This is a genomic window from Streptomyces prunicolor (assembly GCF_045162825.1).
Taxonomy (GTDB): Bacteria; Actinomycetota; Actinomycetes; order Streptomycetales; family Streptomycetaceae; genus Streptomyces; species Streptomyces prunicolor.
The window spans coordinates 4,627,901-4,647,022 of the sequence record NZ_CP108676.1 but is presented as its reverse complement, the minus strand read 5'-3'; the positions used below and the strand labels follow the sequence as shown (position 1 = coordinate 4,647,022).

At 69.7% G+C, this 19,122-nt stretch carries 18 protein-coding genes; 11 read left to right on the top strand and 7 right to left on the bottom strand.

The genetic code is table 11. From position 1 onward, the window contains the following. The first annotated feature begins 14 nt into the window (after positions 1–14). The 3 genes from OG588_RS20915 (at position 15) to OG588_RS20905 (ending at position 3,858) form a co-directional block, all read left to right on the top strand. Positions 15–749 (top strand): VOC family protein, encoded by a 735-nt coding sequence (locus OG588_RS20915; RefSeq protein WP_405948623.1) that lies wholly within the window; start codon positions 15–17, stop codon positions 747–749. A 179-nt stretch (positions 750–928) separates the two neighbouring features. Beyond that, positions 929–3,277 carry a PQQ-binding-like beta-propeller repeat protein gene (locus OG588_RS20910; RefSeq protein ID WP_398849950.1) on the top strand — a complete coding sequence of 783 codons (2,349 nt, stop codon included), beginning with the start codon at positions 929–931 and terminating at the stop codon, positions 3,275–3,277. Between the two features lie 32 nt (positions 3,278–3,309). Further along, on the top strand, positions 3,310–3,858 hold the full coding sequence (locus tag OG588_RS20905) for a hypothetical protein (protein WP_405948622.1): 549 nt from the start codon (positions 3,310–3,312) through the stop codon (positions 3,856–3,858). A 3-nt stretch (positions 3,859–3,861) separates the two neighbouring features. Here OG588_RS20905 and OG588_RS20900 read toward each other — a convergent pair whose 3' ends face one another. From OG588_RS20900 to OG588_RS20890, 3 genes are read right to left on the bottom strand one after another with little or no spacing between them, the layout of a single operon-like run. Next, entirely contained in the window at positions 3,862–4,689 is an 828-nt protein-coding gene (locus OG588_RS20900) for an enoyl-CoA hydratase/isomerase family protein (protein ID WP_405948621.1), read from the bottom strand. After that, positions 4,686–5,102, bottom strand: coding sequence for a Zn-ribbon domain-containing OB-fold protein (locus OG588_RS20895; RefSeq protein WP_405948620.1), 417 nt, complete (start codon positions 5,100–5,102; stop codon positions 4,686–4,688). Before OG588_RS20895 ends, OG588_RS20900 begins: the two co-directional genes overlap by 4 nt. A 17-nt stretch (positions 5,103–5,119) precedes the next feature. Further along, the gene (locus OG588_RS20890; RefSeq protein WP_405948619.1) at positions 5,120–6,268 is read right to left on the bottom strand and encodes a lipid-transfer protein; all 1,149 of its coding nucleotides are present in this window, start codon (positions 6,266–6,268) and stop codon (positions 5,120–5,122) included. Positions 6,269–6,367: 99 nt separating this feature from the next. Between OG588_RS20890 and OG588_RS20885 the strand changes: the two genes are divergently transcribed. The 3 genes from OG588_RS20885 to OG588_RS20875 are packed head-to-tail and all read left to right on the top strand — an operon-like array spanning position 6,368 to position 8,664. Further along, on the top strand, positions 6,368–7,948 hold the full coding sequence (locus OG588_RS20885) for a FadD3 family acyl-CoA ligase (RefSeq protein WP_405948618.1): 1,581 nt from the start codon (positions 6,368–6,370) through the stop codon (positions 7,946–7,948). A gap of 42 nt (positions 7,949–7,990) precedes the next feature. Next, a complete protein-coding gene (locus OG588_RS20880; protein ID WP_019057385.1) occupies positions 7,991–8,269 on the top strand; it encodes a hypothetical protein in 279 nt (92 codons plus the stop codon). Next, a complete protein-coding gene (locus tag OG588_RS20875) occupies positions 8,269–8,664 on the top strand; it encodes a hypothetical protein (protein WP_405948617.1) in 396 nt (131 codons plus the stop codon). Before OG588_RS20880 ends, OG588_RS20875 begins: the two co-directional genes overlap by 1 nt. A gap of 78 nt (positions 8,665–8,742) precedes the next feature. Here OG588_RS20875 and OG588_RS20870 read toward each other — a convergent pair whose 3' ends face one another. Further along, positions 8,743–8,904, bottom strand: a complete 162-nt coding sequence (locus tag OG588_RS20870) for a hypothetical protein (RefSeq protein ID WP_398849956.1) — start codon at positions 8,902–8,904, stop codon at positions 8,743–8,745. 217 nt (positions 8,905–9,121) lie between these two features. After that, a complete protein-coding gene (locus OG588_RS20865) occupies positions 9,122–12,079 on the bottom strand; it encodes a BTAD domain-containing putative transcriptional regulator (RefSeq protein WP_405948616.1) in 2,958 nt (985 codons plus the stop codon). A 210-nt stretch (positions 12,080–12,289) separates the two neighbouring features. On the opposite strand from OG588_RS20865, the gene OG588_RS20860 reads away from it, so the two are divergent. From OG588_RS20860 to OG588_RS20850, 3 genes are all read left to right on the top strand, one after another. Beyond that, on the top strand, positions 12,290–13,543 hold the full coding sequence (locus OG588_RS20860; protein WP_405948615.1) for an amidohydrolase family protein: 1,254 nt from the start codon (positions 12,290–12,292) through the stop codon (positions 13,541–13,543). Positions 13,544–13,560: 17 nt separating this feature from the next. Then, positions 13,561–14,463: an LLM class F420-dependent oxidoreductase gene (locus OG588_RS20855; RefSeq protein WP_405953174.1), complete on the top strand. Its 903-nt coding sequence runs from the start codon at positions 13,561–13,563 to the stop codon at positions 14,461–14,463. Between the two features lie 148 nt (positions 14,464–14,611). Then, the gene (locus OG588_RS20850) at positions 14,612–15,262 is read left to right on the top strand and encodes a response regulator transcription factor (RefSeq protein ID WP_405948614.1); all 651 of its coding nucleotides are present in this window, start codon (positions 14,612–14,614) and stop codon (positions 15,260–15,262) included. A 50-nt stretch (positions 15,263–15,312) separates the two neighbouring features. Here OG588_RS20850 and OG588_RS20845 read toward each other — a convergent pair whose 3' ends face one another. Both OG588_RS20845 and OG588_RS20840 read right to left on the bottom strand, forming a co-directional pair. Next, entirely contained in the window at positions 15,313–16,107 is a 795-nt protein-coding gene (locus OG588_RS20845) for a hypothetical protein (protein WP_405948613.1), read from the bottom strand. Positions 16,108–16,179: 72 nt separating this feature from the next. After that, positions 16,180–16,914 (bottom strand): hypothetical protein, encoded by a 735-nt coding sequence (locus OG588_RS20840; protein WP_405948612.1) that lies wholly within the window; start codon positions 16,912–16,914, stop codon positions 16,180–16,182. A gap of 201 nt (positions 16,915–17,115) precedes the next feature. On the opposite strand from OG588_RS20840, the gene OG588_RS20835 reads away from it, so the two are divergent. Together OG588_RS20835 and OG588_RS20830 are read left to right on the top strand one after the other, a co-directional pair. Next, positions 17,116–17,892 (top strand): SDR family NAD(P)-dependent oxidoreductase, encoded by a 777-nt coding sequence (locus tag OG588_RS20835; protein ID WP_405948611.1) that lies wholly within the window; start codon positions 17,116–17,118, stop codon positions 17,890–17,892. 108 nt (positions 17,893–18,000) lie between these two features. Further along, on the top strand, positions 18,001–19,119 hold the full coding sequence (locus OG588_RS20830) for an LLM class flavin-dependent oxidoreductase (protein WP_405948610.1): 1,119 nt from the start codon (positions 18,001–18,003) through the stop codon (positions 19,117–19,119). Positions 19,120–19,122: the final 3 nt, after the last annotated feature.

Below are 19,122 nucleotides of genomic sequence, written 5' to 3'. Positions count from 1 at the left end.
GTTACTTTGACGGTATGGCCGAAAACAGGGCATCCGCGAAGGAAAACACCTACGGAGAGGGCGTCCCCTGCTGGGTGGACGCGCAGCTGCCGGACCTGGCCGCGGGCAGGCGCTTCTACGGTGAGCTCTTCGGGTGGACCTTCGAGGAGGCGTACGGCGGCTCGGTATGGGCCCGCAAGGACGGCGAGGCCGTCGCGGGGCTGGCCCACAAGGCGGACGGGCGGATGCCGACCGTGTGGACGGTGTACTTCGCGACGCCGGACGTGGTGCGGCTGAGCGGGCGCATCCGGGAGGCCGGTGGGCAGGTGGTGATGGCTCCGGTGGCCTTGGGGGAGCTGGGTACCGCCGTCCTCGCCGCCGACCCGGAGGGGGCCGTCTTCGGGTTGTGGCAGGCCGCCCGGCATTCCGGTTTCGGCACCCGGCACAAGCCCGGCACCTTCGGCTGGGCCGAGCTGTACGCCCGCGACACGGAGACCGCGAACACTTTCTACGGCGGACTTTTCACAGACGCTCTGTTCGGGCCGGAGGCCGCTCCCGACTTCGGGCGGGCGCCCGTCTCCGACGTCTTCCCGGTCGAGATGCCGCCGCATTTCCTCGTGCACTTCCGGGTCGAGGACATCGAGCCTGTTCTGGGGGCCGTACGGCGGCTCGGCGGGCGGGTGCAGGTTCCGCTCTTCGAGACGTCGTACGGGAAAGTGGCGGTCGTCACGGACAATCAAGGGGCGTCGTTCGCGCTGCTGCAACGCTGACACCTGGACGTTTGTCCGGAGATATGGCGAGACACCCCGATTAGTCGCCGGGTTCGCAACCTGTGGCCCGGCCAGGAAGAATCAGGGTGCGTGCCGCCATGGCGGTGCGGTGGTGAGACGCTGCACGGGGTCGCGTACTTATGTGGGTGGCGTGGCCCGTACGGGGAGGTGGCAGGCAAGTGGTGGATCAGCTGACGCAGCACGATCCGCGGCGGATCGGGCCGTTCGAGGTGCTGGGACGGCTGGGCGCGGGCGGCATGGGGCTGGTCTATCTCGCGCGCTCGGCGTCCGGCCGGCGGGTGGCGATCAAGACCGTGCGGACGGAACTCGCCGAGGACCAGCTCTTCCGGGTCCGCTTCACGCGTGAGGTCGAGGCGGCGCGGGCCGTTTCCGGCTTCTATACGGCTGCCGTGGTCGACGCCGATCCGCGGGCGGCCGTGCCGTGGCTGGCCACCGCGTATGTGCCCGCGCCCTCCCTCGAAGAGATAGTGAACGAGTGCGGGCCGATGCCGGCCCAGGCGGTGCGCTGGCTCGCGGCGGGGGTCGCGGAGGCGCTGCAGTCCATTCACGGGGCGGGTCTTGTTCACCGTGACCTCAAACCGTCGAACGTGCTCGTGGTCGAGGACGGGCCTCGGGTCATCGACTTCGGTATCGCCTCCGGTGTGTCGAACACGCGTTTGACGATGACGAATGTGGCGGTGGGTACGCCCGCCTACATGTCTCCCGAGCAGGCGAAGGACTCCCGTAGCGTCACCGGCGCGAGTGATGTGTTCTCGCTCGGCTCGATGCTCGTCTTCGCCGCCACCGGACACCCCCCGTTCCATGGCGCCAACCCGGTCGAGACCGTCTTCATGCTGCTGCGCGAGGGCCCCGACCTCCAGGGTCTCCCGGACGAACTGCGCCCGCTCATCGAGTCCTGTATGCAGATGGAGGCCACCGGCCGGCCCAACCCGGCCGACCTCCAGGCCCAGCTCGCCCCGCACCTCTTCGGCTCCGGCTCCGACGACAGCGGTACGGCCTCGGCCTGGCTGCCCGAGCGCGCGGTGACCCTGATCGAGACCCGGCGTGGTGGCCGCCCGCCGGTGAAACCGACGCCCACCGCCGGGCGCAGCGGTGGTGGCGGGCGCGTCGCCGTACCGCCGCCGCCCTCTCACGACCCCGTCGTGCCCGTCCCGGTCGGCGCCCCCGACACCGGGCCCGTACGACTGGCCGGCGCGCCGGTGCCCATCGGCCCCGGGCCCCGGGTCGCCGACGCCCGCGCCGCCGCCGTGAAGGCACCCCCTCCGGAGGCCGGCCTGGTCGCCTCCTGGTCCCGGCCCCGGCCCGGCGTCAACGGCACGGAACCCGCCGTAGGACCCGCCGTGCCCGCGCCGCCCCCACTGCCCCCGGAAACCGCCGCCGGCTGGCGCCCCTGGCGGTTCCGTATGTCGAACGACGTCTGGGGCACCCCGACCGTCGCCGGTGACCTCGTCTACGTCACCTCCTTCGAGGTGCACGCCCTGGACGTGCAGACCGGCCGCCGTAGCTTCAAGACCCGGGACGTCGCCTGGTCGATGGCGGTCGCGGACGGCCGTATCCACGCCTCGGACGGGCCCACCCTCTTCGCCCTGGACGCCCGTGAGGGCGGTGACCTGTGGCGGTTGTCCACCGAGGCCTGGGTGTACTCCCTCAAGGCCGAGCGCGGCACCGTCGTCACCGGCACACGCGGCGGCGGAGTGCAGGCCTGGGAGGCGTCCAGCGGGCAGAAACTCTGGCAGCTGACCGGCGCGCAGACCGACTTCGAGTCCCCGGAGGCGGGCCCCGCGCTGCACGACGGCACCGTGTACGTCTGGCAGGACGCCCGGCTCCGCGCCCTGGACGCCCGGACGGGCGACGAGCGCTGGGCGTACCCGATCGGCGACGCGGCCTCCTGCGGCGGCGTACCCGTACGGATCACGCCCGCGCCCGACGGTCAGGTCTACGTCGCCGCCGGCACCCGCGTCCTGTCTGTCGAGGTGGCGAGCGGGCGCGTCCGCTGGCACTTCGAGGCCCCGGCCGTCTTCCTCTGCGCGCCCACCTTCGCTCCCGGCCCGGCGGTGACAGGTGGAGGAATCTATCTGGCCGACTACCTCGGTACGGTCTACGCCCTCGACGCCGCCGACGGCCGCGACCGCTGGCGCATCGCGACGGAGTCCCGGGCCTCGATCGAACCGGTCCTCGTCGCCGCCGGTCACGTCCACGTCGGCAGCGGCAAGGGTCTCTACACGCTCGACGCGGTCACCGGCACGCCCAAGTGGCGCTTCCAGGCGGGCGGCGACATCGTGGGCGCCCCCGCGGTCGCCGAGGGCCGTATCCACTTCGGCTCCACCGACCACCTCCTCTACACCCTCAAGTCCGATGACGGCCGCCTCCGTTGGAAGCTCGCCACCGGCGGCGAGATCACTGGGGCGCCGGTCGTCAGGGACGGCGTCGTGTACGCGTGCAGCAAGGACCGCTGCGTGTACGCCCTCGACGCGGAGAAGGGGACGGGCACCGCAAGGACCGCGTGAGCGGCGCCCGTTGAGGTCGTTACCATGAGCGGATGCAAACGCGGGGGCGCAGGCTCAAACTCACGGCAGTACTGGCACTGACGGTTCTCACCCTCACCGGCTTCTCCACCGGACGGCATCACAGCAGCAGCCGTCATGGGAGCAGCGGGGGTGGGGGCGGGTGCAGCAGCTCCAGTCAGGATCACGACACGTCGACGTCATCGACGTCGGGCGGATCGTCAGGCGGTACGTCGGGGGGCAGTTCGTACACCCGTCGGCCCAACTACCGCCCCACGCCCACTTCTACGGCTACTTCCGGCAGCGGCAGCAGCAGCCTGCTGGACGGTACGGCGAGGCTGGTGAGCTGCGCGACGGCGACGAAGCAGTACGCGACGGTCGAGGTCAGCAACCCGAACAGCCGCAAGGCCACCTTCTCCGTCGACGTCACCTTCAAGGACGCCCAGGACAACGAGGTCGACTTCAACTACGCGGACGTCAAGGTCCCGGCGAACGGCAAGGCGACCGTCCGGGTGCGTGTGCTCGGCACCTCCACCTCGGTCGACCACTGCGAGGTCGACCCCAGGGCCACCGCCGGAACCTGACCCTCACCGGGTCCGGAAGCCGCCGTTCTTCCGGTCGGCGAACAACTCCGCCTGCCGTTCGGTCGGCAGATTGCCAAGGGCGATCAGGGGCGGCGCCTGCGCATACGCCTGCGCACGCGCCGCCTCCTTCGCCGCCCACAACGCCCGTACGGTGCCCTGGACACCCTCCGTCGGATACCCGGCGATGACGGTCGCGCAGGACACGGCCGCCTCCAACGCCCGCCCAGGATCGGTGAGTTCGGAGACCAGCCCGAGCTCGTACGCCCGCCGCGCGGAGATCCGCTCCGCCGTTCCCATCAGCATCATCCGCGCAACCTCGCCGTACGGCATCCGGTGCGCCATCAGCACCGACTCGTACGCGCTGACCATGCCGTAGGTGGTGTGCGGGTCGAAGAACACGGCGGTCGGGTCGGCGATCACGAACTCGCTCTCGCCCAGCAGATAGAAGGCCCCGCCGCACGCCATCCCGCGCACGGCGGAGATCACCGGCTTCCACAGGTCGTTCGCCTTCGGGCCGATGTGGAGCAGTGGGTCGTCCTGCATGTACGGCGAGTTGGGCTGCGGGACCACCGCGTCCCGGTCCAGCCCTGTGCAGAAGGCGCGCTCCCCGGCGCCGGTGAGGACGACGGCCCGTACGGAGTCGTCGAAGCGCAACTCCCGCCATACGGCGGCCAGTTCGGCGGCTGTGGCGAGGTCGATGGCATTGAGCTTGCGCGGCCGGTCGAGGGTGACGACGGCGACGCCGGTGTCCTTGTCGGCGGAGACGGTGAGAGTGGTGGGGGTGCTGGGGGTGCTGGGAGTGGTGGGAGTGGTGGGAGTGGTGGGAGTCATGACCGCTCCAGGATCCACTGCGGAAGCCCGGCCTCGTCGAACACGACCTGCACCCGCGCCCCGATCCGAATCCGGCCGGGGGCAAGGGAGTTGAGCGCGGCCCCCGCCTCGCTGACGAGGTTCCCGACCAGCCGGATCCGCGGCGCGTCGACCAGCTCGACGACGACGACGTTGTACGGCGCGACGGCGGCGTAGTCGGGAAGGAGCGGCGGATGCGGGAAGACGTACGACCACACCCGCCCCCGCCCGCTCACCTGCCGCCATTCACTCGCGAAGGACTGGCAGTGGGGGCAGCAGGGGCGGGGCGGGAAGCGGGGCTCGGCGCAGTCGGCGCAGGTCTGGACGCGGAGTTCGCCCTCGCGGGCGTACTGCCAGAAGGGGGCGCCGTCGGCGTCGGTGAGCGGAGTGAGCATGGCGGTCGACTCCTCTTTCACTTCGTGAGCAGCAGGGCGGAGGTGGGGACGCCCTCGCCCGCCGTCACCAGGCAGGTGGCGGCGTCCGGGACCTGGGCGGTGCTGGTGCCGCGCAACTGCCGTACGCCCTCGTTGATCAGGTTGAAGCCGTGGACGTACGCCTCGGAGAGGCCGCCGCCGCCGGTGTTGAGGGGGAGTTGGCCGCCGATCTCCAGCGCGCCCCCCTCCGTGAAGGCGCCGCCCTCGCCGCGTCCGCAGAAGCCGTAGCCCTCCAGGGAGAGCGGGACGAGGGCGGTGAACGCGTCGTAGATCTGGGCGACATCGACGTCCTGCGGGGTGAAGTCGGCGTGTTTCCACAGGTGTCGGGCGGCGGTCCAGGCGGGCCCGGTGAGCGGGTCGTCGTTCCAGTAGTTGACCATGCCGTGGTGCTGGGCGGGGAGGCCCTGGGCGGCGGAGTGGATGTAGACGGGCCGGCGTCGGCAGTCGCGGGCGCGTTCGCGGGAGACGACCACGCAGGCCAACGCCCCGTCGGTCTCAAGGCAGTTGTCGAAGAGGCAGAGGGGTTCGCTGATCCAGCGGGAGGTCATGTACATCTCGCGGGTGAGGGGGCGGTCGTACATGATGGCCGCCGGATTTTGATTGGCCCTGTTCCGGCAGGCGAGGGCGACGTTGAAGAGGTGATCCCGGGTCGCGCCGTACTCGTACATGTAGCGGCGGGTGAGCATGGCTATCTCGTCCGCCGGGCGGAGCAGCCCGAAAGGGCGGGTCCACTGGGCGGGGGTGGGGAGTTGGCGGGTCGTGTCGGTCCACGGTCTCGCGCCGCTGCCGCGCTTACGGGAGCGCCAGGCCACGCCGACCGTCGCCTGTCCGGCGGCGATGGCGGTGGCGAGGTGGGCGACGGTCGCGCATGAACCGCCGCCGCCGTAACCGACCTTGCTGAAGAACGTCAGGTCCCCGAAGCCGACCGCCTTCGCCAGTTCGACCTCGTCGGTCTCCTCCATCGTGTAGGAGGCGAGGGCGTCGACCTCGCTCGGGGAGATTCCGGCGTCGTCGAGGGCGGCGAGTACGGCACGGCAGGCCAAGGTCCGCTCGTCCTCGGGGAGTTGCTTGGCGAAGGAGGTCTGCCCGATGCCGACGATCGCGGTCGCGTCCTTGAGTCCGGCCATGTTTCTGTGCACCTCCGCGTGACACCGGGGCTGCTGACAGGGCGTCAGGCTACAGCTAATCTGACGGGTAGTCAGCTACTGGGTTTGGGGAGGCCGTTCATGCGCGGAGACGTGGAGTGGGGCACCATCCCGTGCCTGGTGCGATCCGCCGCCGAGCGGTACGCGGACGCCGAGGCGGTGGTGGAGGGCCGGACGAGGATCTCGTACGCCGAACTGGGCGCCCGGGTGGAGCGCGCGGCGGCGGCCTGTGTCGCGAGCGGGGTGGAGGTCGGCGACCGGGTGGGCATCTGGGCGCCGAACTCGACGGACTGGATCGTCTCGGCGCTGGGCGCGGTGTCGGCGGGTGCGGTGCTGGTGCCGCTGAACACGCGCTTCAAGGGGAGCGAGGCCGCGTATGTGCTGCGGAGCAGCAAGGCGCGGCTGTTGTTCGTGACCGGGACGTTCTTGGGGACGTCGTATGTGGCGTCGCTGCGGCGGGCGGCGGGGGAGGGGGCCGGGGACGGTCCGCTGCCCGGGCTTCCGGCGCTGGAGCAGGTGGTGGTGCTGGCCGATGACGCGCCCGCCGACTTCCGTACCTGGAAGGACTTCCTGGCGGGCGGGGAGGGTGTGGGGGCGGATGAAGTGCGGGCGCGGGAAGGGGAGTTGGACGGGGCGTCGGTCTCGGACATCATCTTCACGTCCGGTACGACGGGCCGTCCGAAGGGCGCGGTGATCACGCACGCGCAGACGCTGCGGGCCTACGAGGTGTGGAGTGACCTGGCGGGGTTGCGGCAGGGCGACCGCTATCTGATCGTGAACCCCTTCTTCCACACCTTCGGCTACAAGGCGGGGGTGATCGCCTGTCTGATGCGGGGCGCGACGATGATCCCGCAGCCGGTGTTCAACGTCGACACGGTGCTCGCGAACATCGCGGCGGAACGGGTCTCGGTGCTCCCGGGCCCGCCCACTCTCCACCAGTCCCTCCTCGACCACCCGGCCCGCGACGCGCACGACCTCTCGGCGCTGCGGCTCGTGGTCACGGGCGCGGCGGTGGTGCCGTTGCGGCTGGTGGAGCGGTTGCGGGGGGAGCTGGGGGTGGGGACGGTTCTTACGGCGTACGGCCTCTCGGAGGCGAGCGGCATCGCGACCATGTGCCGGCGGGGGGACGATCCGGCGGTCATCGCGTCGACGTCGGGGCGGGCGATTCCGGGGACGGAGGTGCGGGTGGCGGCCCCGTTCGGTTCGCCGGGCGAGGTGCTGGTGCGCGGCTTCAACGTCATGCGGGGCTACTACGAGGACGCGGTGGCCACGGCGGAGGTACTGGGCGAGGACGGCTGGCTGCGCACCGGTGACGTCGGTGTCCTGGACGACGAGGGCAATCTCCGGATCACCGACCGGATCAAGGACATGTTCATCGTCGGCGGCTTCAACGCGTACCCGGCGGAGATAGAGCAGCTGCTGGGCGTGCATCCCGATGTGGCGGACGTGGCGGTCATCGGCGTACCGGACGCGCGGCTCGGCGAGGTCGGCAAGGCGTACGTCGTACGGCGGCCGGACGTGACGCTGACCGGCGACGACCTGATCGCCTGGGCGCGGCGGGAGATGGCGAACTACAAGGTGCCGCGGGTGGTGGAGTTCGTGGGGGAGCTGCCTCGGAACGCGAGCGGGAAGGTGGTGAAGGGGGAATTGCGGGGTTTGTGAGCGGCCCTGTTGTCCCGGTTGCCCTGCGGTATGGTGACTGGTATGGCAACGAAGAAGTACACCGTCACGCTTCCGGAAGAGCTTGCCGAGCAGATTCGGCGGGAGGTGGGGGCGGGGGGGTTCAGCGCGTACGTCACCAAGGCCATAGAGCGTCAGCACGAGCAGGACCTGCTGGGCGAGCTGGTGAACCGGCTGGAGGAGGAGCACGGGGCCGTCACTGACGAGGAGCTGGCCGCTGCCGAGGCCGAGCGGAAGGAACTCGACCGTCATTTCACCGGTCACCATGGGGTCGACGATGTCGACTACCCGAAGGCGAGCTGATGGGGGCGAGTACCTATGTGCTGGACAGTGAGGGCTTATCGCGGGCGGTACGCGGCGAACGAATGATGTTGGCCCGGCTCAAGGACGCCCATCGGACCGGCATCCGTGTGGTGACCAGCTCTATGACCCTCATCGAGGCGTACCACGGACAGGTGAATCTCGCGGCGTGGAGCTGGGCGATGTCCCGGGTCGTGGTCGAGCCCGTGACACGGGATGTGGCCGAGGCCGCGATCGCCCTCCTGAAGAGCACCCGCCTGCACGGCCACAAATACGCCATCGACGCCGCCCTCGCCGTGATCGCGGAACGGCAGTCCGGGAACGTCGCGCTGTACACGTCCGACGCCGACGACCTGCGGAAACTGTGCGCACCGCGGGTGGCCGTCAGGGCGCTGTAGGACCCTGGAACAACACATCGGCCGCGACAGCTCCCCCCAGAGCTGTCGCGGCCGATCCCCCGTGCGGAGGCAGGTCTGTCAGGCCTCTTCGTCCGTGACGTGGACGTTGTCCGTCGTGACCTTGCCGGAGTCCTTGGCCGTGACCGTCAGCGGTTCGTCGGTGACGTGGACGTTGTCCGTGGTGACGACGGTCGGCTCGTCGGTGACGTGGACGTTGTCGGTGGTGTTCTCGTCGCTCATCTTGCGCTCCCCTGTGTTGTGCGGTGACTGGACAAGATCCGCCCGGCAACTCCCCCGAGGACTGCCGGGCGGATCTTGTGGGCCGGTTCACCCTAAAGGCCCGGCACTGTGTCGTTCCGCCTGCCCCCCGACGCGACGGCCCGACACGTTCGAGACTGCCGGGCCGCGATAAACGAACGATGAACGATACAGCGCCAGAGCCCGTGCCAGGGTGCCGTCAGACCGCCGCCGACGGCGTCAGCAAGCCCCTGACCTCCTGCGCCTCCGGAGCGCCCAGCGTCTCGAAGATGTCCAGCGCCTCCCGCCAGCAGACCTGTGCCCGGTCCAGCTGGCCGATGCCGGTGAGGGCGCGGCCGAGCACCGTGAGGACGTTGCCCTGCCGCCAGTCGCCGCCGACACCGCGCAGCAGCGTCAGCGCCATCTCGGCGTTCGCCGCCGCCTGCGCGGGACGCCGTGCCGTGAGGTCGAGTTCGGCGAGTCGGAAGACGGTCATGCCCTCCCACAGGCGCTGCCGGCGGTCCCGGAACACGCGCAGAGCCTCCTGGAGGCACTCGGTCGCCTCGGCCAGTTTCCCGCTCCGGGTGAGCGCGAGGCCCAGCGCGTAGCGGCCGTTGGCGCCCCTGAGGTCGTGCTCCATGTCGTCGTACAACGCGGTGCCCTGCCGGGCCAGCGCGACCGCGCTCTCCGTGCGGCCGGTCGCCAGATGGGTGCGGGAGAGGTTGCACAGGGCGCTCGCCTCTCCCGTACGGTCCCCGACCACCCGGAAGCTCTCCAGGGCGCGGGTGAAGTGCTGCTCGGCGTCCGCGAGGCGGCTCTGGTACATCGCGACCGCGCCGCTGATGTTCGACGACCAGCAGCTGGTGAGCGCGTCGCCCTCCGCCTCGGCCAGCTCGATGGCCCGCTCGCCCTCTTGGACGGCCGCGTCGAACCGGCTGCCGGAGACGTGGTGCACGAAGGCCAGCGCCATGAACGTCCGTGCCTCGGAGCGGGAGTCGCCCGCCTCCTGAGCCACTTCCCGCAGCCGTTCCACGACGGCCTCGTACTCCTTGGAGTTGGTGCCCGACTCCGCGAGGTCGCACGCCGCCCACAGGGTGTCCACGGCCCGCCGGAGTGTCTCCGGCCGCGCGGCCTGCCGGACGCAGGCCAGCAGGGACACCGCCTCGGCGTACAGCCAGTCCTGTGCGGTGTGCCGGTCCGAGAACACGAGGCCCGGATGTTCGGTGTGCTCCAGGTGGTCCACCAGCCGGTCCCCGGGCCGTTCGATCAGGTAGACGCCCGAGACGGTGGCCAGGTAGAAGTCCAGCAACCGCGAGACCGCGGCCGCCGTCTCGCTCGGCGGCGACTCGTCCCGCTCCGCACACGCACGCGCGTAGAGCCGCACCAGATCGTGGTACCGGTAGCGGCCCGGAGCCGCCGATTCGACAAGTGACGTGTCTACGAGGGATTCCAGCAGGTCCTCGGTCTCCTCCACCGGGAGGTTCAGCATCGCCGCCGCCGCCGCGAGGGAGATGTCCGGCCCGTCGGCGAGGCCCAGCAGCCGGAACGCGCGCGCCTGCGCCGGCTCCAACTGGCCGTAGCCCAGCTCGAAGGTGGCCTTCACGGCCAGGTCGCCGGCCTGCAGCTCGTCCAACCGGCGCCGTTCGTCGGCGAGTTTGGCGGCGAGCACCGAGACCGTCCAGGTACGGCGGGCCGCAAGCCGGGATGCCGCGATGCGGATCGCCAGCGGCAGGAACCCGCACGCGGCGACCACGTCGAGGGCGGACTCCCGTTCGGCGGCGACCCGTTCGACGCCCACGATCCTCGTGAAGAGCTGGAGGGCCTCCTCGGGGGACATCACGTCGAGGTCGACGAGATGCGCTCCGGCCAGGTCCACCATCCGGACCCGGGAGGTGACCAGCGCCGCGCAGCCTTCCGTCCCCGGCAGCAGGGGCCTGACCTGGGCCGCGTCCCGCGCGTTGTCCAGCAGCACCAGCACCCGGCGGCCGTCCAGCACCGACCGGTACAGCGCGGAGCGTTCCTCCAGGGAGTCCGGTATCGCGGAGTCCGCGGTGCCCAACGCCCGCAGGAACGCGCCCAGTACGGTCTCCGGCTCGGCGGCCCGCGAGCCCGCGCCCTGGAGGTCGACGTACAACTGCCCGTCGGGGAAGGTGGATCGCGCCTGGTGGGCCACGTGCACCGCGAGGGTCGTCTTGCCGACGCCCCCGATGCCGGCGAGCGCCGACACCGCCATCACGCGGCCCTCGGCCGAGGCCAGGACATCGCTCAGTTCCGCTACGAAGGACACGCGGCCGGTGAAGTCGGGGACTGTCGCCGGGAGTTGGTGGGGGCGGAGCGGTGCCGGCACGGACTCCGCCGCCGGTGCGGAGGGTTCCGCGAGGCCCGGGTCGGCCTGGAGGATGCGGTTCTGGAGTTCGCGCAGACCCGGGCGCGGGTCCACGCCCAGCTCGTCGGCGAGCAGACGCCGGGTGTCCGCGTACACCGCGAGGGCCTCCGCCTGGCGGCCGGAGCGGTACAGGGCGAGCATCAGCAACTCGCGGAGACGTTCGCGGAGCGGGTGGGCCGCGGTGAGGGCCGTCAACTCGCTGACGGCCTCCGCGTGGCAGCCCTGCTCCAGGTCCATGTCGAGGCGCGATTCGAGGAGTTGGAGCCGCCACTCCTCCAGGCGGACCCGCTGCGCCTCCGCGTACGGGCCCGGGAGTCCGGCCAGCGGCTCCCCGTCCCACAGCGCCAGCGCCCGGCCCAGCAGGTCCCGCGCATGGCACAGGTCACCCGTCGACTTCGCCTTCTCCGCCTCGTTCGCCAGGTCGTGCACCTCGGCCACGTCCAACGCGCCCTCGGGCAGCCCCCGTACTGCGTACCCGCCCGACTCGCTGACCAGGACCCCGGCGTCCAGCGCCTTGCGCAGCCGGGACGCGTACGTCCGCACCGCGGCCAGCGCCTGCGACGGAGGGTCGTCACCCCACAGGGCGTCGATCAGCTCACCGGCGGTCGCCGTCCGGCCCTCGCGCAGCAACAGCGCGGCCAGCAGGGCGCGTTGCTGGGGAGAGCCCGTGTTCAGCGAAACAGGGCCCCGCCAGGCACGTACCGGACCGAGCACGCTGAAGCGCAGCGCGGTCGACTCCTCCGAGCCGGACTCGGGGCGCCGCTGCTCCGGTACTCGCGGTCCACCGTCCATCGCCGTTCCCCCTAGGCAAGCCTGTTAACTACGACAGTTTGCCTTGTCCGCGCCCGATGCGTCAGCTCTCGGGGGCACCGGTCACAGGTGGCCACGCGGGATATCACAAGGCCCTCACACCGCCTGCGCACAGTTCCGCACACAACCGAGCACCCCGAACCCGTATCAGGCTAGCTGACGGGTCGTCAGATCGGCGCTACCGTGAGCGCCATGGACACCCAGAACCCCCAGGCGACCGACCAGGCGACCCTCCCTCTGATCATCTCCGTCGACGACCACACCGTGGAACCCGCCGACGTCTGGCAGCACCGGCTGCCCAAGAAGTACCTGGACACAGGACCCCGCATAGTCCGCGCGCCACTGAAGGAAATGACCTTCCTCGGCGGCCGGTTCAAGCCCGTCATGGGCGAACCCGGCGACGACGGCCCCATCGGCGACTGGTGGGTCTACGAGGACCTGCACCGCCCCCTCACCCGCCTCGACACCGCCGTCGGCTACAGCAGGGACGAGATCAAGCTCGAAGTCATCACTTACGAGCAGATGCGTCCCGGCTCCTACGACGTCCCGTCCCGGCTCGCCGACATGGACGTCAACCACGTCCAGTCCGCGCTCTGTTTCCCCACCTTCCCGCGCTTCTGCGGCCAGACCTTCACCGAGGCCGCCGACCGCGAACTCGGGCTGCTCTGCGTCCGCGCCTACAACGACTGGATGGTGGAGGAGTGGTGCGGCCCGGACGCGCACGGCCGCCTGATACCACTCCCGCTCATCCCTTTGTGGGACCCGGAGTTGGCCGCCGCCGAGGTCCGCCGCAACGCCGCCCGCGGCACCCGTGCCGTCGCCTTCTCCGAGATACCCCCGCACCTCGGCCTGCCCTCCATCCACACCGACGACTGGGACCCGTTCCTCCAGGCCTGCGCCGAGACGCAGACCGTCATCGCCATGCACATCGGCTCCAGCAGCCGTATGCCCTCCACCTCGGCCGACGCGCCGCCCGCCGTCGGATCGACGATCACCTTCGCCAACTGCTGCTATTCCATGGTGGATTGGCTGATGAGCGGCAAGTTCGAACGCTTCCCGGACCTCAAGGTCATGTACGCCGAGGGCCAGATCGGCTGGATCCCCTACATCCTGGAGCGCGCCGACGTGGTCTGGGAGGAGAACCGCGCCTGGGGCGGCGTCGCCGACAAGGTCCACCGCCCGCCGTCCGAACTCTTCACCGAGCACGTCTACGGCTGCTTCTTCGACGACCCCTTCGGCCTGAAGAACCTCGACTCGATCGGCGTCGGGAACGTCCTCTACGAGACCGACTACCCCCACTCCGACTCCACTTGGCCCAAGTCCCGCGAGGTCGGCGAGGCCCAGATGGGCCACCTGGCACCGGACGTGGTCGAACGGATCGTCCGAGGCAACGCGATCGACCTGCTGGGCCTGACCCCGGACGGCCTGTGGGAGGGCCCCAAGTGAGCGGCCTCGCCTACGGGATGCAACTCCCCGTCCAGTCGCAGAGCACCATCTACGCCGAGCCCTGGGAGGCCGACGCGGGCCCCGCCGACCTCGTCGAGATCGCGCGGGCCGCCGACCGGGCGGGCTTCGCCTACATCGCGGGCTGCGACCACGTCGGCGTCCCGCGCCGCCTCGCCACCGCCATGAGCACGATCTGGTACGACCCCGTCGCCACCCTCTCCTACCTCGCCGGCGTCACCGAGCGCGTCCAACTCCTCAGCCATGTCGCGGTCGTGGGCCTACGGCACCCGCTGCTCACCGCCAAGCAGTACGCCACCGTGGACCACTTGAGCGGCGGGCGCCTGATCCTCGGGGTCGGCGCCGGGCACGTACGGGAGGAGTTCGAGGCGCTGGGGGTCGACTTCGACCGGCGCGGGGCCGTACTCGACGAGGCGATCGACGCACTGCGCGCCGCGCTAGGCCCGGACGAATTCCCGGAGCACCACGGCAAGTTGTACGACTTCGAGGGGCTCGGGCAGCGGCCCCGCCCGGCGCAGGAGCACGTCCCCCTCTGGGTCGGCGGTTCGTCCCCCGCCGCCGTACGCCGGGCCGCGCTCAAGGCGGACGGCTGGCTGCCGCAGGGCGACCCGCGCGACAAGCTGCCCGCACAGTTCGCGCGGATCCGGCGACTGCGCGAAGAGGCCGCCGTGGAAGGGCCGTTCGTGTTCGGGGCCATCACCGAGCCGCTGTACGTCGGCGACCCGGGGTGGGAGGTCGGGCGGCGCACGCTCACCGGAGCGCCCGAGGTCCTCGCGGAGTCGCTGCGTGCCTACGGCGCGATGGGCGTGGACCAGATCCAGGTGCGGTTCCGCTGCCGGGACCGTGCCGAACTCATCGACCAGATAAGGGAGTTCGGGACCGAGGTGGGGCCCCTGCTCTGAACCCGTCCTCTGAACCCGCCCTCCGATGACGACCGCACCTTGATCACGGCCTGTTCGAACGCGATCACATCCTGTTTGAACATGGTCACGCCGAGCCGCGTATGTACGGACGTACGGACGTCATGGCTCCGGCGGAAGGACCCCCGAAGTGCGATCCTCCGAACGACTCGTAGTTGCCGTGGCCTCCGCCGGGGTCACCTGGCCGCACGAGAACTGGCCGCCCCCGGACGATCCGTACGTGGACCGTGTGCTGCATGTCCCCCCGCCCTACCACGGGTTGGCGGAGACCGCGGCGGACGTCGTCGTGCTGCACTGCGAGGACCCGGCCGTGTCCTTTCCGGGGCTGCTGGAGGTTCTCCGCACCCGGAGTGTCCCGGCGGTCGTGGTCAGCCCGCGCCGGGACACCGCAGCGGTGGTCGAGGTGTTCCAGGCCGGGGCGGGTTATCTGGTCGAGGGCGACCACTGCCCCGAGATGATGTCCTCGGCGATGGCGGCGGCCACCGTCGGGCACACCTACCTCTCTCCGTCGGCATGCGACGCCCTGCGCGAGGGGGCCCGGCGGATGATCGCGAGCGACGAGACGATGGAGCGACTGCGCGCGATGCTCTCACCGCGCGAGCAGCAGATCATGGAGCTGCTGTCGACCGGCCTGGGCGCGCAGCAGATCGGCCAGCGATTACGGCTGAGCGAGAAGACCGTCCGCAACAACCTCAGCAACATCTATGCCAAGTTGGACGCCAGGAGCGGCACGGACGCGGTCCTGCGCTGGCTGGGAGCCACGCCCGTGCTTCGCACCTGAGAACACCTGAGATCACTTGAGATCACCGGCCGGAATCCCTTTCCGGGGATCTAGGGTGCCGGTATCTCCGACAGCGGTATTTCCACGTCGGTGACATTGGCGCCGCCCTGACCGAATCCGGCCTCTTCGGACTGGAGGGCCTTTGTCGAGTTCGGGACGGCGTCGGCCGCGGTGGTCTCGCATTTCACATTCCGCAGCCAAAGGCGCCCGTCGGGCGTTCCGTTGTTCAGGATCTGCGGATAGAAGACGTGCACGGTCGCGGCGCCCTCGCTCGGTGCGAAGAACACCGTCTGACCGTCCTGCGCCTCTTTGTACGTGGCCTTCAGGAATCCGCTGACATCGGTGCGCTTGGCGGACCACATGTAGAAAGCCGTGCTGTCCGCCTGCACGGTGTCCGTCCGGCTGAACGCGAGGGTGGTCGTCTTGTCGTCACGCGTGATGTTGATGGTCGACGTGCTGAATTCCAGGCCGACTTCGAAGAGCGAGTTGCCGAGTTTCGTACCGGCCTCGGTGACGGTTCCCTCCTCCAGCTGAAGGGTTCTCGTCACCGACGTACTCACGGTGAAGGTCTTCGTCGCGGTGCTCGTGGAACCGCAGTTGTCGGACACCGGGGAGACGCGTTCGTTGGGCCCGAGGCTGTTGTCCTTGAACTGGACGTCGACGAACTCGCAGTTGGCCAGTTTGTCGGAGTCCGCGGAGCAGTCGGCGCTCACTTCGGACGGGGTGGCGGCGTTCGCCTGGTTCATCAGCGGGACGATCGCCGCGAGCGCCGCGACGGGGGCCAGGGCGAGGGTGATGCGCTTCTTCTTGCTCCGGTGACTTCTCGTGCGGCCGTTCCTGCTCATGGGTGTCTCCAGGGGGATTACGTGGGGGTGAAGTGGGCTTGAGCTGCGGTTACTTGACGGTTTTCCGCCGGCTCAGCAGTCCTCCAGGACCGCCTTCGAGGTGCCGTCCACGACACCGGGAGCACCCGCCGCACCCGGCAGGATGACGGGTCCTTCGACGACATCCGGCGCCACGAAGTTCTGCTCCGGGCTGGCCGGCAGGACGGTGGTCTGCTCCCGGGCGTCGACCCGCACCCGCCACTCACCGGTCATGCGCTGCAACTTCGGCGTGAACTCCATGTGGAGCACCTTGCCGACCGGCACGTCCCGCGCCTCCGTGTCCCCGGCCGTCGCCGACTTCACGGTCATGTCGAGGGTGCCCTTGTGCTTGCTCCAGGACCCGCTCAGAAATCCGAAGAGCCCGCCTGCGGCGCCCTGTTGGGTGGAGACGTACTTACCCTGACCCTGGGCCGCGGTCGACGACCAGGTGATGGATACCTTGGCCGGATCGGTGGCGTTCGGCTCGCAGTTCGGGAAGTCGATGGACGCCTTCTCGGTGGGCCCGTCGAAGGTCTCGAAATTCGTCTCCACGTAGTCGCAGTTGTCGGCCTGGAAACCGTCCGCGAAGGCGCCGCCGAAATCCTCCACGGACCGCTGATCGCCATTGACCACCGCGGACCGCTCGCACATGGTCATGATCTGGTCCGGTGTCTTCGCGTCGGCCGCGTTCGCCGACGGCAGCAGCGTGATGACCGCCCCGCCGGTGGCGAGTGCCGCGCCGATCGCCACGTACCTGACTTTCCTGTTGCGCAATCTCCGCTTTGCCATGACAGGCATTGTTGGAGCCAAGCCGAGGTATGGCCAGGGTCAAATATCCCTACTCCGCGGTCACTTGAAGTGGGCTTGCGCACTTGCCGTGTGCTTGTGCAAGACCCCTCTCTTGCGCAAGGAGCCCCTCCCGCTCCATCTGACGCTTCGTCAGATACGGCGCTACGATGCCCCGCATCCACCGATCCCGAGGAGGCCCGCATGGGCAAGCTGGACGGGCGCGTCGTTCTGGTCACCGGAGCGGCGCGTGGGCAGGGGGAGCAGGAGGCGCGGCTGTTCGCGGCCGAGGGCGCGACAGTCGTCGTAGCGGATGTGCTGGACGAGCAAGGGGAGGCGCTGGCGAAGGAGTTGGGCGCGTCCGCGTCCTACGTCCATCTCGACGTCGGCGAAGAGGCGGACTGGAGTGCCGCCGTGGGGGCCGCCAAGTCGGCGTACGGGCGGATCGACGGGCTGGTGAACAACGCGGGGATCCTGCGGTTCAACTCCCTTGTGGATACGCCGCTTGAGGAGTTCATGCAGGTCGTGCGGGTCAACCAGGTCGGCTGCTTCCTCGGGATCAAGACCGTGGCGGCGGCGATGGAGGACGGTGGCACGATCGTCAACACGGCCTCGTACACGGCGGTCACGGGGATGGCGGCCGTCGGTACGTACGCGGCGACCAAGCACGCCATCCTCGGGCTCACCCGGGTCGCCGCGCTGGAGCTGGCCGATCGGAGGATCCGGGTCAACGCGATGTGCCCGGGTGCGATCGACACGGCGATGTCCAACCCGGCTCAACTCGACCCCGACGCGGACGTCGAGGGGATGTCCGCGGCCCTCGACGAGCTGTACCGCAAGCTCGTGCCGCTCGGGCGGATCGGGAAGCCGGCGGAGGTCGCGCGCCTGGCGCTCTTCCTGAGCTGTGACGACTCCTCCTACATCACCGGGCAGCCGTTCGTGATCGACGGGGGCTGGCTGGCCGGGGTCAGCGTCTTCTGACGTCGTTTCACGGTATCTGACAGGGCGTCATCTATTGACGAATCTGACGCAGCGTCAGAAAGTCGTACCACTCATAGGAACCATCTGGACTGGGGACGGTGAACCTCCTTGGAATTCGGGCTCTTTGTACAGGGATACGTGGGCAAGCGTGCCGAGACGGACCCGCTGGCCGAGCACAAGGCGCTGATGGAGGAGACCGAGTACGTCATCCAGGCGGACAAGTCCGGCTTCAAGTACGCCTGGGCGTCCGAGCACCACTTCCTGGAGGAGTACTCGCACCTCTCGGCCAACGACGTCTACCTCGGCTATCTCGCCCACGCGACGGACCGCATCCATCTCGGGTCGGCGATCTTCAACCCCCTCGCGCAGGTCAACCACCCGGTGAAGGTCGCCGAGAAGGTCGCCATGCTCGACCATCTCACCGGCAACCGCTTCGAGTTCGGCAGCGGGCGGGGCGCCGGCTCGCACGAGATCCTCGGGTTCATACCGGGCGTGACCGATATGAACTACACCAAGGAGATCTGGGAAGAGACCATCGCCGAGTTCCCCAAGATGTGGCTCCAGGACGAGTACGTCGGGTTCCAGGGCAAGCACTGGCAGCTGCCGCCGCGGAAGGTGCTGCCCAAGCCGTTCGGCAAGGCGCACCCCGCGATGTGGTACGCCGCCGGGTCGCCTCCGTCGTATGCGATGGCCGCGCGGAAGGGACTGGGCGTCCTTGGGTTCAGCATCCAGAAGGTGTCCGACATGGAGTGGGTGCTGGAGCAGTACAAGACGGAGATCGTGAACGCCGAGCCGGTGGGTGCCTTCGTCAACGACAACGTGATGGTGACGACCACGGCCGTCTGCGCGCCGACGCATGACGAGGCGATACGGATCGCGACGAACGGTGGGCTGCACTACCTGCCCTCGCTCGTGTTCCGGTACCACGACACGTTCCCGCGGCCCGAGGGGTTCCCCGTGTGGCCGGAGACGCTGCCCGAGTACACGCCCGAGTTCGTCGAACTCCTCATCGAGGAGGAGTTGTTGATCTGCGGGGATCCGGACGAGGTGCTCACCCAGTGCAAGCGGTGGGAGCAGGCCGGGGCGGATCAGTTGACCTTCGGGTTGCCGGTGGGGGTGCCGAAGGAGGAGACGTTGCAGACGATTCGGTTGATCGGGGAGCACGTGGTTCCGAAGATCGATACGGATCCCGTTCACCGGACGTCCCGGTTCCGGGCTGCCGTGTAATCG